The organism is Marinobacter sp. AL4B (assembly GCF_019916045.1).
GTDB lineage: Bacteria > Pseudomonadota > Gammaproteobacteria > Pseudomonadales > Oleiphilaceae > Marinobacter.
Window position 1 is genome coordinate 1086457 of the sequence record NZ_JAILWZ010000013.1, and the last position, 13947, is coordinate 1100403.

The 13947-nt window shown below is 55.1% G+C and carries 9 protein-coding genes; 3 read left to right on the forward strand and 6 right to left on the reverse strand.

What is annotated here, in order from left to right:
• From K5L82_RS15305 to gdhA, 4 genes are all read right to left on the reverse strand, one after another.
• Entirely contained in the window at positions 1-528 is a 528-nt protein-coding gene (locus K5L82_RS15305; protein WP_223134736.1) for a response regulator transcription factor, read from the reverse strand.
• Between the two features lies 1 nt (position 529).
• Complete coding sequence (locus K5L82_RS15310; protein WP_223134737.1) at positions 530-1798, reverse strand: sensor histidine kinase; 1269 nt, start codon at positions 1796-1798, stop codon at positions 530-532.
• A 63-nt stretch (positions 1799-1861) separates the two neighbouring features.
• A complete protein-coding gene (locus tag K5L82_RS15315) occupies positions 1862-4444 on the reverse strand; it encodes a PEP/pyruvate-binding domain-containing protein (protein WP_223134738.1) in 2583 nt (860 codons plus the stop codon).
• A 7-nt stretch (positions 4445-4451) separates the two neighbouring features.
• Positions 4452-5801 carry an NADP-specific glutamate dehydrogenase gene (gene gdhA, locus K5L82_RS15320; protein WP_133006782.1) on the reverse strand — a complete coding sequence of 450 codons (1350 nt, stop codon included), beginning with the start codon at positions 5799-5801 and terminating at the stop codon, positions 4452-4454.
• Positions 5802-6049: 248 nt separating this feature from the next.
• Between gdhA and K5L82_RS15325 the strand changes: the two genes are divergently transcribed.
• A complete protein-coding gene (locus K5L82_RS15325) occupies positions 6050-8053 on the forward strand; it encodes a TonB-dependent receptor domain-containing protein (protein WP_223134739.1) in 2004 nt (667 codons plus the stop codon).
• Between the two features lie 86 nt (positions 8054-8139).
• On the opposite strand, the gene K5L82_RS15330 is transcribed toward K5L82_RS15325, so the two are convergent.
• Positions 8140-8514, reverse strand: coding sequence for a potassium channel family protein (locus K5L82_RS15330; protein WP_133007634.1), 375 nt, complete (start codon positions 8512-8514; stop codon positions 8140-8142).
• Between the two features lie 193 nt (positions 8515-8707).
• Between K5L82_RS15330 and K5L82_RS15335 the strand changes: the two genes are divergently transcribed.
• Together K5L82_RS15335 and K5L82_RS15340 are read left to right on the forward strand one after the other, a co-directional pair.
• Positions 8708-9949, forward strand: a complete 1242-nt coding sequence (locus K5L82_RS15335) for an efflux RND transporter periplasmic adaptor subunit (protein ID WP_223134740.1) — start codon at positions 8708-8710, stop codon at positions 9947-9949.
• Complete coding sequence (locus K5L82_RS15340) at positions 9946-13068, forward strand: efflux RND transporter permease subunit (RefSeq protein WP_223134741.1); 3123 nt, start codon at positions 9946-9948, stop codon at positions 13066-13068. Before K5L82_RS15335 ends, K5L82_RS15340 begins: the two co-directional genes overlap by 4 nt.
• Here the strand turns inward: K5L82_RS15340 and K5L82_RS15345 are convergent.
• The gene (locus K5L82_RS15345) at positions 13007-13942 is read right to left on the reverse strand and encodes a MotB family protein (RefSeq protein WP_223134742.1); all 936 of its coding nucleotides are present in this window, start codon (positions 13940-13942) and stop codon (positions 13007-13009) included. The genes K5L82_RS15340 and K5L82_RS15345 overlap by 62 nt on opposite strands.
• Positions 13943-13947 lie beyond the last annotated feature (5 nt).

Sequence of the window (13947 nt, forward strand, 5' to 3'; positions counted from 1 at the left end):
TCAACGCCACCGGGAATGCTTTTGCAGTTTTCGTTGCAAGGTTCGGCGATGCATATTGAGAGAGCGTGCTGTGGCGGAAATATTGCCATCGTGCTCGTTTAACACACGCTGAATGTGTTCCCACTCCATTTCTTCAACCGAAGGCGGTACAGGCCGCAGTTCCGGTTCGCCTTCAACGGGATCAAAACCGCGCATCAGTTGCTGAACGGTGACCGGTTTGCACAGGTAGTTCACCGCACCGCGACGAATTGCTTCAACTGCGGTGGCAATGCTGCCGTAACCGGTCAGCACCAGAACTTCCAAGTCCGGCTTTTCTTTGAGCAGTTCCGGCAGCAGCTGCAAACCACTTTCGCCGGCCAAGTTCAGGTCCAGCACGCAACGGTTAAAGTTCGTCTCAGTGACGGCTGCCAACGCGGAGGTATGATTGTGGGCCACCGCTGCGGTTATATCCTGGCGGGCAAGCGATCGAACCAGCACCTGAGTAAAAGCCTGATCGTCATCCACCAATAACCATTGTTCTTCGGGCATATTATTGAGCTCCGCTCGTATCGACGGTAATTGCAGGCAGAACGATCGTCATTGTGGTGCCTGACCCGCTGGTTTGGGCTTTCAGGCTTCCGCCAAGCCTTTGAATGGTGGCATTTGATAGAAAGAGCCCAACCCCCAAGCCATTGCGAGAATCGACGATTTCCTCGCCCGGCGCACCTTGTAGGGAGGATTCCAGCCCGTCCCCGTGATCTTCAACAATCAATTCAACCCGACCGTCACCTGACAGCCGGCTGCTGACCGATACCCAGTCCGGGCTTGCGGTCAGAGCGTTGGCAAGGAGGTTAAGCACCGCTTGGTCCAACGTTGTATCCACTTTCACGCGGGTGTCAGGATGGTTTTGGGACCAGTGCAACGGGCCCGAAGGCCACAGCAAAGTGGCTGATTCTCGCAGTCGCTCCAGCCAGCGTTTAACCGATACCGTTTCCTGTTGCGCGGTTTTGGCTTCCACTGCGGTTTTGGTGAGTTGTTGCAAGTGTTCACTGCAGAGCTGCACTTGTTGCTCCAGCATGTCCAAATCTTCAGACAATTCCGGAGTAGTCTTGCTCTGGGTGTGCGCACGGATTTCGTCAATCAGCAGCGTCATTGTGTTTAGGGGCGTACCCAAACGGTGCGCTACTGCAGCAGAGGACAGCCCCAAAGCGATTACTTGTTCATCCTGAAGCCGGCTTTCGCGAAAGGTTGAAAGCTGGCTCTGTTGATGACGAAGGTGACGGGCAAGCGTGCCCACCACCAACAAGAGAATGGCGGCCGTCAGGGCAAAAGTCGCCCACATTCCGATCAGATGCAATTGGGCCAGATCGCCGTCATGGTGATGGAGTACCACCGGGGTATGCCACAGAGCCAATGCGGTGTAGACCGCAATGCCCGCGAGTGTAAGCACAAAACTCTGGCGTGTGGGCACAAGAATAATGGCCACGGCGATGGGTAACAGCAAAAGGGAAACCAACGGATTGGTATAGCCGCCGGTAAAATACAGCCACCCGCCGATCAGTGCCAGATCCATGGCCAGCGTCAGGCTAACGGGTGAAGATGCCTGTGGAGGCCGACGGTTGAACCAGAGCCATCCTAAAGCCGCAAGTACACCGTACAACAGGCAAACCAGTAGCGCTTCAGCCCGGTTGGCCAGCTGAACCATGGTTTCGGCAACAGCAATCGCCACCAGCTGTATGGCTATGATGGCCAGCCGCATGCTCAGCAGATAGCGAGCCGCCTGACGAAAACCGGTTTGAGAGTAAGTGAACCATTCCATGGCCGCATTCTAACAGCAAGCAGCATGAAGGCCCTTGGATAAGGTGCGACTTTTTGTCTCGGATCAAACCGTGAAATAGCACACCAACTGCTGACTAAGAACATCTCCGGTCAGTTGCAAATGACCGGATGACAGGGAGTGCACGTGAACAGCTGCTGTAACGGGGTTGTCGGGTTCTATGGCGCTGTCAGCCTCAGCGGGTCTTAAGCGGTCGGGGTGGTATTGGCAGTGTGGCATGTCCGGGAACAAGGCCCCGTAGGCTATGCCGCTTTCAACCAGGTCCTGAAAGAAGTGAGAACCGTAGGATAAATCAGGCACCATGTCGCCGGCGTTCTCCGATACTTCAATCAGTGCGGCGACGCCGGCAATGTCGGAAAATCGTACGGGTACGCCGAGCTCCGGGCTGCTAGTGCCCCAGCGACCGGGTCCGATCAGCATGGTAGGTTCGGATGACAAACGCATGATTCGTCCAATCAGCCGGGCCACTTCGTAACGTTCGCTGGTGTTCAGATTGGCATAAACCGAAGCATCCACACGAATGATTCGAGTAATGGCGAGGCTGATATTGCCCCCCATAAAATGACCTCGGGTTTGGAACAGCAACCGGGATCTCGGCAAGGAATCAGGAATCTGAACGGGCCCGGTTTCGCCGATGGTGGCCAATGGGCGACATTGCACCAGATTGAACGAAGTTTCGCCTTGGTCATTCAAGTGCAGGGTAAACTCCACGTCTACGGGATGTCGGTAACCGGCTTCAAGAGTGGCCAATAGGCTCGATAATTGGGCAATAAAGCGACTGCCTTTCACTAGCGGTCGAAATGTCAGGCGCCAGACCGGGCCCTCAAGGCCGATTTGTTCCGCTCTATTCGTGGCGGCTCGGTCTAACTCGGCCAAATGTTTCATGGGCAGAGTTTTTGATGTACCAAGAAGCTGGCTTAGCGGACGGGTTTCGAGGTGTCCCGTTTCCAGGTCCAGCAAATCGACCAGATGCTGGGAATATTGGAAATTTTCATCCTGATTGCGAAACGGCTGCCGGGTGGGATGATCCAGAGCCATCACGCAGGCGTGGTCGCCTTCGATGCGGTCAACCGCCCGTGTGCCCAGCCCCATTACCAGCCGAACCATGCCGGCTTTGGGGTCCATTTTGCTGTCCCAAGCGAAGGTGTTACGCGATACGCCTACGCCGGCCGCGTCTGGTAGGTAATACCGGCCATGGAAGCGGCCGTTCACGCGCTGGATCAGCAAAGCCATGGGTTCTTCCCGCTGGTCCAGCCCGCGTCGTTTTCGGTATACCAGCGCTTCTTCGCTCATGGATGAGGCGTAGACTTCCCGAATGGCGTTTTCTAGCGCGGCCAGACGTTGCTCGGGAGAGCCTTGATTGACCAGAAAAACACTGTCGTATTTTCCCGCAAAGGCGTTGCCAAACCCATCTTCCTGTAGGCTCGAGGAGCGCACTAAAATCGGGTATTGCCCATAGTGATCCAGCAGTCGTTCCAGGTCCGCCCGAATTTCATCCGGAAACTGGCCATCCCAAATCCTTTGTTGCAAAGCCGGTGCTTCGCTCAGGTAGCCGCCTTCGGAACGTTGCCGCATGATGGCCGGCCAGAGGCCGTTGTGGACCAAAAATGAATAGTACGCATCGGTGCCCAGATAGTTGGAATCGTGCGGTTCCAATAACTCGGCCCACTGCTCAGGGTCGTCTGTGAACAAGATATTACGAGCCACCAGCATGCCTGTGGCTTTGCCGCCAATATAACCGCTGCCAATAAGCCGGCTGCGGATGCTGAGCAGATCTTCCAGTGTTAAATAGCGCCGGGCCAACTCCAGTATTTGCGGGTCCCGGCTGACCAGCACCTGTAGGACTTGTTCGTGCAACGCGGCGATGGCGCTGGGGTCCTGGTTGGCTAAGGCTCGGCTGGCATCCTGAAACAGACGATCCCAATAATCCAGAAGAGGTTGGTTGTGGAGGCGTTCCTGCTCGAGAGAAGCTTGGACTCTCGTCGCATCGCTACTGTAGGTGATGGGGTGAAACTGCCCATGGAGCTCGCGATGCGGCAAGAACATAGTGGGTGATTGTCGCCGCCAGACCTTGATCGGTTGCACCTGCACATCGTCCCCATGGCGGTGTACATCTAGAAGCACTTGGGTGGTCTGCCGGATACGGTCCAGCGTCATTCGGGAATGACGGTCTGGATGCAGAGCAAACCAGGCAACGGTATCCAATTCGAACAGGAACGGGCAAATCACGCGGAAGAAATTGCCCACCATGGCATCTGTGGCCCAGGCGTTCAGCAGCTCGCTCAGGCTGTCGCTGATGTAGAAAGCACCTCGGCCATGTTGTTCAATCAGTCGCCAAACCCGGCTGGTAAAGCTTTCAAAGCCGCCCAGAGCGTCTATCTCGATGGTGCGCACAGCGGGGTGGTTTTCAATGATCGGCGAATGATCGCCAAAGCGAAGATAGAGAATCTGTCGGCCTGAATTTGCGGCCGCTTCTACAAAGGGGAGGACGAAGCGGCGATAGTCATCGAGGTGGGAAACCCGCCAGACAACGTTATCGCCGATTCTGAGGTGATCCAGAACCTCGTCTAGCCCTGCCAGGCCGGTGGATACCCGGTCCGGGGACTGACGAGACTCTTCGCTGTTCATAGCAGGATCAGATAACGCCCATGGCGTCCATCGCTTTCGCTACCCGCAGGAAGCCGTTGATGTTGGCACCCACAACATAGTTACCTTCGGCACCGAACTCGGCGGCGGTTTCGTAACAGTTCTTGTGGATATCGATCATGATTTCCTCAAGGCGTTTCTGGGTGTAGTTGAAAGTCCAGGAGTCGCGGCTGGCGTTTTGCTGCATTTCCAGTGCGGAGGTTGCGACACCACCGGCGTTGGCGGCTTTACCTGGGCCGTAACAAATCTTGGCTTCTTGGAACAGCAGGATACCTTCCGGAGTGGTCGGCATGTTTGCGCCTTCAGCCACTGCGATACAGCCATTTTCTACCAAGATTTTGGCATCGTTTGCGTTCAATTCGTTCTGAGTGGCGCATGGCAGAGCCACGTCGCACGGAACGCTCCAGATGTTGCCATCTTCAACGTACTTGGCGTGCTTATGGATTTCAGTGTAGGCGCTGATGCGGCGACGCTCAACTTCCTTAATCTGCTTGAGGGCTTTCAGGTCGATACCGTTTTCATCAACGATGATGCCCTGAGAGTCGGAGCAGGCGATAACCTTCGCGCCGAGCTCGTGACACTTCTCGATGGCGTAGGTGGCAACGTTACCTGAGCCGGACACAACAACCGTCTTGCCTTCCAGTGAGTCGCCACGGGCTTTCAGCATTTCGTGGGTAAAGAACACAGTGCCGTAGCCAGTTGCTTCGGTACGGGCACGACTGCCGCCCCAATCCAGGCCTTTGCCGGTAAATACGCCAGACTCGTAGCGGTTGGTGATGCGTTTGTACTGGCCAAACATGTAGCCAATTTCGCGACCGCCTACACCGATATCGCCGGCTGGCACATCGGTGTACTCACCCAGGTGGCGATACAGCTCGGTCATCAGGCTCTGGCAGAAACGCATGATTTCGTTGTCTGAGCGGCCCTTCGGATCGAAGTCACTGCCGCCTTTACCACCGCCGATAGGCAGGCCAGTCAGGGCGTTCTTGAAAATCTGCTCAAAGCCCAGGAACTTGATGATGCCCAGATAAACAGACGGATGGAAGCGCAGGCCACCTTTATAGGGGCCCAGTGCACTGTTGAATTCAACACGGAACGCACGGTTGATGTGGATCTCGCCTTGATCGTCCTGCCAGGGCACACGGAAAATAATCTGACGCTCAGGCTCGCAGATGCGCTGAATAATTTTCTTGTCTGCGAACTCCGGGTACTTCACCAGAACGGGGCCGAGAGTTTCCAAAACTTCGTGGACCGCTTGATGGAACTCCTTCTCGCCCGGGTTGCGGTGAAGGACGTCCTGGTAGATCGGTACCAGCTTTTCGTCGAGTTTTGCTGTCATAGGAATAGCCCTCGGGATACGCGTATTGAAACCCAAAAAAAATTCGGGCGCCCAAAAAAAGGGCAGTGATTGCACCACAATCGCGCACCGTTTGGCAAGTCGATTGGTCAATTCTTGGCGCTTCCCTCATTAATAGGTACCTAAAAAGAGGTGCGGCATCGTGTCTCAAGTCAGGCCGCTTAGGGTCCTTTATGATTTTTATCATCCTCGCAACGTTTTGATGATTACTCCTAAAAGGATTCTTTTGAATGCTGAAAAATCTCCTGCCATGTTCTATTGGCTATGTTGTGGCTGGTTGCACGTTGGCTTTCCCGGCTCTGGCACAAGTTAGTGCAGATGCAGCTGTGTTGATTCGGGTAACCGAAGGTCAGTCGGCAGAAGCTGCTCGCCTTTCTGCTGCTGCAATTCAATCTGAGCCAGTGGCGCGATTGTCGTCCGATGCTTCCGTGTCGCTATCTCGCATGGGGGGGCGAGGTCTGGACCCGGTCGTTCGGGGCCAGAATGAAGACCGCGTAGATGTTCTGTTGGATGGCATGCGCGTAGAAGGCGCATGTCCAAGCCGTATGGACCCGGCGACCAACCGGCTCAGCGTGGCGTTAGCGCCGACGCTGGAGGTACGTACCGGCAACCGCACCCTGCGATGGGGCCCGATTGCCGGTGGCCAGATAGTGGCGACCACGGCAGCGCCAGTATTTGCGGATGACAATGTAACTGCCGGGCATTTAACCATCGGTGGTGCTGATAACGGTGAAGGAAAGTTGGTGAACGGCAGTGTGGCGGTGGGTCATAAAGAGACTTTTCTCCGTTTGGCCGGTGGATACGATGAATCCGGTGATTACGAAGACGGCGACGGCAAAGACGTTCGCAGTTCCTATGAAAACTCTGAAGGCCGCATAGATGCGACATGGACCGCGGAGAACGGTTTCTTTATCAAAGGCATGGCTAGCCGGCAGGAAGAGCGAGATGTCAGTTTTCCCGGCCGGGGCATGGACGCGCCGATCACGGATACTGATCTTTATCGCATGGAAATGGGTGCTCCCGTTTCAGGTGGCAGCTGGAATTTGATGGTTTGGCAGGCTGATGTCGATCACGTGATGGATAACTTCAGTCTGCGGCAGTCAATGATGAAAATGCAGACCAACTCGAAAACCCGCACCCAAGGTGCCCGGCTGGTACTGGATCAAACCATTAATTACACCAAAGATTTTGCTGTGGGTATCGATGTCGAACGTAATGACTGGGATGCCACTATGTTCAATGGTATGAGGCTCGATAATGAGGCTTCCCTTATGTGGCCTGGCGTAGAGCGAGAGCGGTTGGGCGTTTTTGTGGAAGGCTTTCACCAGATTCGTGCAAATGCGCGTTTGGGGGCCGGTATTCGTTATGATCGCATAGAAATGGACGCTACCCGCGCGGAGCAACGTTTCACACCTATGGCGGGCGGAATGATGTCATTCGCACCGGCTGAGTTGTATGCCAATGAGTATGGTGCAAAGACAGTCGCCGCTAACGATGACAATGTCAGCGGTTTTGTGACGGGTGAATGGCGTTTTTCACCGCAGCAGGCTCTTGAAGTTACCGCCAGTCACAGCGCACGCTCGCCCGGTGTTAACGAGCGTTATGTGGCTCGGAAAACCATGTCTGGCTCATGGGTCGGTAATCCAGGTCTGGATGTGGAAAAACATAACAAACTCGATGTAACGCTTTCCGGGCGGTCCGGAAATTGGCATTGGCGTCCGTCGATTTGGGTTGATCAGGTTGATGATTACGTACTGCGCTCTGAAAACCGTTATTACAACGTGGATGCCCGCTTGCTCGGTGTAGAGGGCGTGCTCGGTTGGAGTAACGGGACGTGGAGTACGAACAGTCGCTTTGCCTCGGTTCGTGGAGAAAACCGGGATGAAGATCAAGCGCTATCCCGCATTCCACCGATTCAGTTTAATCAGACCGTGGCTTGGACTCACCAGGGCCATGTCTTGGAAGTTGAGTGGGAGTTGGCCCGCCGGCAAGACCGGGTTTACCTGGAAGAAGACGGTGGTTTAGACCCGGATTCCTCCCCTGGTTACGGTGTGCTCAACCTGACGGGTTCCCATCCCGTAATGAAAAATCTCAGTCTGACTTGGGCGGTGGATAATGTGTTTGATAACACATGGGCTCGGCATGTCAGCAAAGACAATATTTCGGACGGAGGTATTTACCGTGTCAACGAGCCGGGCCGTACCGTTCGCGCCGCTTTAACGGCGCGCTGGTAAGTTTAGATATGGCGGTTGCCCGCTTCTCATAGCCGGCGGGTGACTCTTCCCCGGGCAGATGTTGAGTCTGTCCGGGGTTTTTTTGTTTAACTGCCCTTCCAATACCTCTGCATCTTCATAAACAGGAACGAAGCACTCCAAGTAATCAGCACCAAACCTGTGAGCCCTTCGATTCCGGTCAAAAAACGCAGTGCGCCAACGGGCTCTATGTCGCCATAACCCACGGTGGTGAATGTGCTGAAAGAAAAGTAGACACAGTCCAAAAAACTGCCGTTAAAGTTACCTTGTAGTGAGCCCCAAGTATCGGCGTGGTGCATAAGAAAGTAGGCAATAGCAAACACCCAAACCTGAGCAGTGTGGGCAATTAGTATGCCTAAAACAGCCGTCACCAAGCGTAGGTTGTGGCGAGCGTGCATGATTTTTAACAGGGCACTCAGGCGAACGAGCGCCTCACGGTGCATAAGCACGACAAGCACTACAATGAAAGCATTGATGAGTGTGGCGCTTGGAAGGTTGGCATAATCTGCTGACAACAAACGTATAGTACTCCTGACCGTGCTGTTTATTGCAATCTGGGGATGTCTCTAGGAAGTATAATGCTATTCGTCGCCTTGTTATGGCGGAACTTAATTTACCTTAGCCGGCTAACTCGCTATGTCCAAACGAATTATACCCGTCATTATTCTGATCGCCGGGGGGCTCGGATTTCTCTTTTTGAAAATGACCCGCCCAGAGCCTGCTCAGGTAACTGCTCTCGAGCGTAGCTGGCGGGTGCAGGTTCAAGTGGTTGAACTCGAAACCCACAGGCCTGTGCTACCCCTCTATGGCGAAGTCGTTGCGCCCGGAACGGTATCGGTGGTCGCTGCCATGGCAGGGCGCATTGCGGAGCGACCGGTGGCCGAAGGCCAGAGGGTTGAGCCGGGTGCTTTGTTGGTTGCGCTGGACAGTCAGGATGTCGAGCCTCTGCTGACGCAAGCGAAATCTCAGGTATCCGATCTTGAAGCGCAAATTCGGTCAGAACAGGTGCGCTTCCAGAATGATCTGAGTTCGTTAAAAAGTGAGAAGGCAATTCTGAACAATGCCCGTCGGCAAAGGGATCGTACTCAGGCGCTGGTTGAACGCAAGCTGGCCTCTCGAGAAAACTTGGAGGCAGCAACAGATTCAGCCGCGCGGGCGGCACTTACACTCAATGGGCGGCAACGAGCCGTTAATGAACACCCCGCGCGCTTACAGAGCCTGGAGGCCCGACTGGCGCAAGCGGAAGCCACCTTGGCAAGCACGCAGAGAGATGCCGAACGTGCCCGGGTTGTTGCCCCTTTTCAGGGAGTGGTGACCGATTTACAAGTTGCTGAAGGCGACCAGATAGCTCGAAACCAACCACTGCTGTCGATCTACAACATAAATGGCTTGGAGCTTCGTGCCAGAGTCCCTGACAGATATCGGGAAGAGTTGAGTGCGGCTTTGACTGCCGGCGACCAGCTTGCGGCCTACGACGAGCGGCGGCAGGTTCGTTTTCGGTTGGAGCGCTTTGCCGGGACCAGTGATCCAGCTGGAACCGAAGTCATTCTCACTCCGATCGGCGGAGCGGAGGGGTTGCGCCCCGGGGCGCTGCTGCCCGTTAGCCTTGAGCGGCCCGAGCGGGAGCGAGTGGTAGCCATTCCGTTCAGCGCGTTGTATGGCGCCGACAGTGTGTATCTGATGTCTGGCGAGCATCGCCTGAAGCGGATTAAGGTAAACCGAATCGGCGAAGCTCAAAGCAATAGCGGCGAACGCCGGTTACTGATATCCGGAGAACAGCTAACGCCCGGGGCACAATTGATCACTACGCATCTGCCCAACGCAGTGACAGGACTCAAAGTTGAAGTAGCCGATGCAGCGGGAGGTCTCTCCCGGTGAAACGTAAAAAAGGCGTAATTGGATTTTTTGTTCATCACCGGGTTGCCGGCAACCTGGTGATGCTCGTTATGCTTTTGGGCGGTGTATTGGCACTGACTCGAATGAACATCCAGTTTTTTCCGACTTTCGCCTTGGACATGGTGAGCGTTCGGGTGGTCTGGAGTGGGGCCTCTGCCGAGGATGTAGAGCTGGGCATTACCGATCCACTGGAACAAAAGCTACGAAGTGTAGACGGGTTGAAGAAAATGACCTCAACCTCTGCCCAGAGCGTGTCGTCGATCACGCTGGAGTTTCACGAAGGCACTGACCCGGTCCAGGCCGTGGATGATGTGCGTCAGCAAGTGGATGAATTCAACAACCTTCCAGCGGATGCGGAAGAGCCCCGGGTCACGCGGATAGAGCGGTACGAGCCGGTTGCTCGGTTGCTGGTATACGGCGACGTGGATCGCAGTGAACTGCGTGACATGGTGTATCGCTTTGAAGATGAGCTGCTGAGTCGGGGCATCGACCGGATCAGCATCCGCGGTTTGCCGGAACAGCAAATTAGTATCGACGTGCCGGTAGATCGCCTTGAAACCTTGGGGCTGACGTTGGAGCAAATCGCTGACCGGGTCGCATCAGTATCTAGAGATCTCCCTGCTGGAATGATGGCTCAACAGGATGCGACCCGGGAGCTACGCTCGGTGGAGCAGCGCCGGAGCCCTCAAGAATTTGAAGCGTTACCTCTTCTGAGTAACGATCGTATCCGGCTGCAACTGGGTGATGTTGCCATCATCCATCAAGAGAGTCGCGACAACCAGACGGTGATGGAAAATGCCGGCCATCCCGCCGTTGAGCTGCAATTGCAGCGAGTGGAGAACGGTAATTCTCTGGAGGCAGCCAGAGTGTTGGAGCGTTGGCTGGAGGATACTCGCTCGGGCTTGCCGCCTACTATCAAACTCGACGTTTACGACGAAACCTGGCAATTGCTGGAAGACCGAATTTCCTTGTTGGTAAACAACGGTTTGAGTGGTTTGGTTATTGTTATCACCCTGTTGTATTTGTTCTTGCCCGGGCGTGTGGCAGCTTGGGTTGCTATTGGTATCCCCACGGCATTTATGGCGGCGTTAGCGGTGCTGTGGCTGTTGGGTGGCTCCATCAACATGATGTCGTTGTTTGCATTGATCATGGCGCTGGGTGTGATCGTGGACGACGCCATTGTGGTGGGTGAAGACGCCGACGCCCACGCGCGATTGGGGGAAGAATCTATTTATGCTGCGGAAGGGGCTGCTAAACGGATGGTTTGGCCGGTACTGGCTTCTTCAATGACAACCGTTGCGGCGTTCATGCCGCTGTTGGTGGTGGGTGGAATTATCGGCAATATCTTGGGAGATATTCCGCTGGTGATGATCTGTGTGTTGGTGGCATCGCTGCTGGAATGCTTCATAGTGTTGCCTTCACACTTGCGGCGAGCTTTTATAACCACGACTAAACCAGATCAAGGCGGCGCCGATCACCGGAATCTCATAACTCGCTTTCGAGATCGATTTGAACAGGGTTTTGACCGTTTTCGCCACGGTCAGTTTCGACAATTTTCCCGCAGCAGTCTGGAACACCGAGGCGCCACCGTTGCCACAGCGGTGGCGCTGGCTTTGTTGACTGCGGGTTTGTTGGCTGGCGGGCGACTGGGGTTCAATTTCTTTCCGACGCCGGAACCTTCGGTGTTTTATGCTAACGCCAGTTTTGTTGCCGGCACGGATAAACGCACCGTAGAGAACTTCATTCACGATATGCAGCAGTCGCTCGCAGAAACCGATAAGGCCCTTGGGGGTGGTCTGATTTTAAACGCGGTAACCACCTATGGCGCCACTTTAGGTGCCGAAGGTAGCTCTCGAAACGACGATGAATTGGGTGCGATGTTGGTTGAGCTGGTGCCTTCTGATCAGCGTTCGGTCCGTAATCCGGATTTTATCCGAGAGTGGCGCAGCCGACTGAACTTACCTGCTGGCCTGGATGCTTTGAACATCACCGAACGACAGGCCGGGCCACCGGGGCGCGATGTGAATGTGCGATTGACCGGCAATAATGCGCCCGACCTGAAAAAAGCCGCAGATGAACTGGCGCAAGCCTTAAGTACTTTGCCCGGCGTGCTGGATGTGGAAGATGACATGCCTTGGGGACGGGAGCAGTTGATCTATCAAGTGAGCGCCTATGGCGAGGCTCTGGGTTTGACCACGGTTGACCTGGGCCGGCAGCTTCGAGCGGCGTTTGATGGTCGTGTGGCGCAGATTTATCAACAAGGCCGCGACGAGATTGAAGTGCGCGTGCAGCTACCGCAAAGCCAACGCGAAGAATACTCCACATTGGAACGTATGACCGTGCGTGCTCCGGATGGACGCTTTGTTCCTTTGATGCAGGTGATGAATCTGGATCATCGTCAGGGTTTTCAGGCGTTGCGCCATGCGGATGGTAAGCTAGCTGTGGAGGTGACATCGGCGCTAAATACCCGGATAGCCACCACAGACCAGGTGTTAGAAAGCTTGGAAGCCAAGGTGTTGCCTGATGTTGCCAGCCGGTATGGCGTGCGCTATAGCTTCGAAGGCCGGTCCGCCGACCAGCGTGAAACCATGGATGATATGAAAGCAGGGCTGATCATCGGTGTCGGACTGATGTACGTGGTATTAGCGTGGGTTTTTGCCTCTTGGCTGCTGCCTGTGATCGTCATGGCGATCATTCCGTTTGCCTTGGTGGGCGCGTTGCTGGGGCATTGGTTGATGGGCTTGCAACTGACGATCCTGTCGTTATTCGGCCTGTTTGGCCTGTCTGGAATTGTGGTGAATAACGCAATCATTCTGGTGGCCTTTTACAATCAACAGCGGCAGAAGGGGCTCGAGATTACCGATGCGTTGAACGAAGCAGTCGTTCAGCGGGTTCGCGCAGTGCTACTGACTTCGCTCACTACCATTGGCGGGTTGATGCCGCTGTTATTCGAGACATCACTGCAAGCTCAGTTCCTGATTCCCATGGCCACGTCTATAGCGTTTGGTCTGGCTTTGTCGACGGTGCTGGTGCTGCTGGTTATTCCGGCCCTATTGTCGTGGGTTGAGCACTTCCGGGCGTGGCGGAGCGAACATCGATGATGGTTTCGCCCTGTTCGCTACTCCTATGAATCAGCTCCCTCAGGCGCATGCGCTCTTCTTCTTGCGGTTCGTACATATCAACAATAATCTCGACCCGGCGATTCTTGGCGCGGCTTTCTGGGGAGTCATTTTCAACCCGCGGTTCGGTATCCGCGAGCCCCTTAACGGCCAGCCTCGTGGGCTCAACCCCGCCGGTTGCCAGCAACGCATTGGCAACGGCTGCGGCGCGGGCCGCTGACAAATCCCAGTTGCTGTAAAAACGGGAATTGCGAATTGGAATATCGTCGGTGTGACCCTCGACCGTCAGCTCGCCCGGAATATCCGCCAGTACCTCAGCCATTTCCAGTAGCAAGGTTTCGAACTCCCAGGTTAGCTCTGCCGAACCTGACGGGAAGGACCCTTTTTCCTCAACCCGAATAACGATACGGTGCTGATCTAAGTCGGCTTCGACTGTAATTCGCCCGTCTTCAAGCGCTTCAGCCAGTACCTCACGAATACGTGCTGCGTTGGCTTCGAGCGCTTCCTTTGCAGCCTCTTCCCGGGCTTCCTCCGTCGGGCTCTTGAGCGTCTCCAGCTCGGGTTTCTGATCGGTGGTGGTTTGGCGGATTTCATTGACCACTGTCGGCTCGGGCGGAGCCGGGGAGAACTTGTCAAAAATAGGGCTGGTCCCTTGAGGTATCTCCAAAGCGGGCACCTCGCGCTGCACACCAAAAGCTTTCGATAGCTCGCCGGCAATCTGCTTGAACTTCATTGCGTCGATCTCGGAGAACGACAACAAAAGCACGAAGAAGCACATCAGCAAAGACATCAGATCGGCGAAGGTAACAACCCACGCCGGGATTCCCGGTTTTTCCTCTTCTGGCAGCTCATCCATAGTGC

Coding starts and splice junctions, on each gene's coding strand:
- K5L82_RS15305 (WP_223134736.1), bottom strand. CDS start 528: ATGCCCGAAGAACAATGGTTATTGGTGGATGACGATCAGGCTTTTACT.
- K5L82_RS15310 (WP_223134737.1), bottom strand. CDS start 1,798: ATGGAATGGTTCACTTACTCTCAAACCGGTTTTCGTCAGGCGGCTCGC.
- K5L82_RS15315 (WP_223134738.1), bottom strand. CDS start 4,444: ATGAACAGCGAAGAGTCTCGTCAGTCCCCGGACCGGGTATCCACCGGC.
- gdhA (WP_133006782.1), bottom strand. CDS start 5,801: ATGACAGCAAAACTCGACGAAAAGCTGGTACCGATCTACCAGGACGTC.
- K5L82_RS15325 (WP_223134739.1), top strand. CDS start 6,050: ATGCTGAAAAATCTCCTGCCATGTTCTATTGGCTATGTTGTGGCTGGT.
- K5L82_RS15330 (WP_133007634.1), bottom strand. CDS start 8,514: ATGCACCGTGAGGCGCTCGTTCGCCTGAGTGCCCTGTTAAAAATCATG.
- K5L82_RS15335 (WP_223134740.1), top strand. CDS start 8,708: ATGTCCAAACGAATTATACCCGTCATTATTCTGATCGCCGGGGGGCTC.
- K5L82_RS15345 (WP_223134742.1), bottom strand. CDS start 13,942: ATGGATGAGCTGCCAGAAGAGGAAAAACCGGGAATCCCGGCGTGGGTT.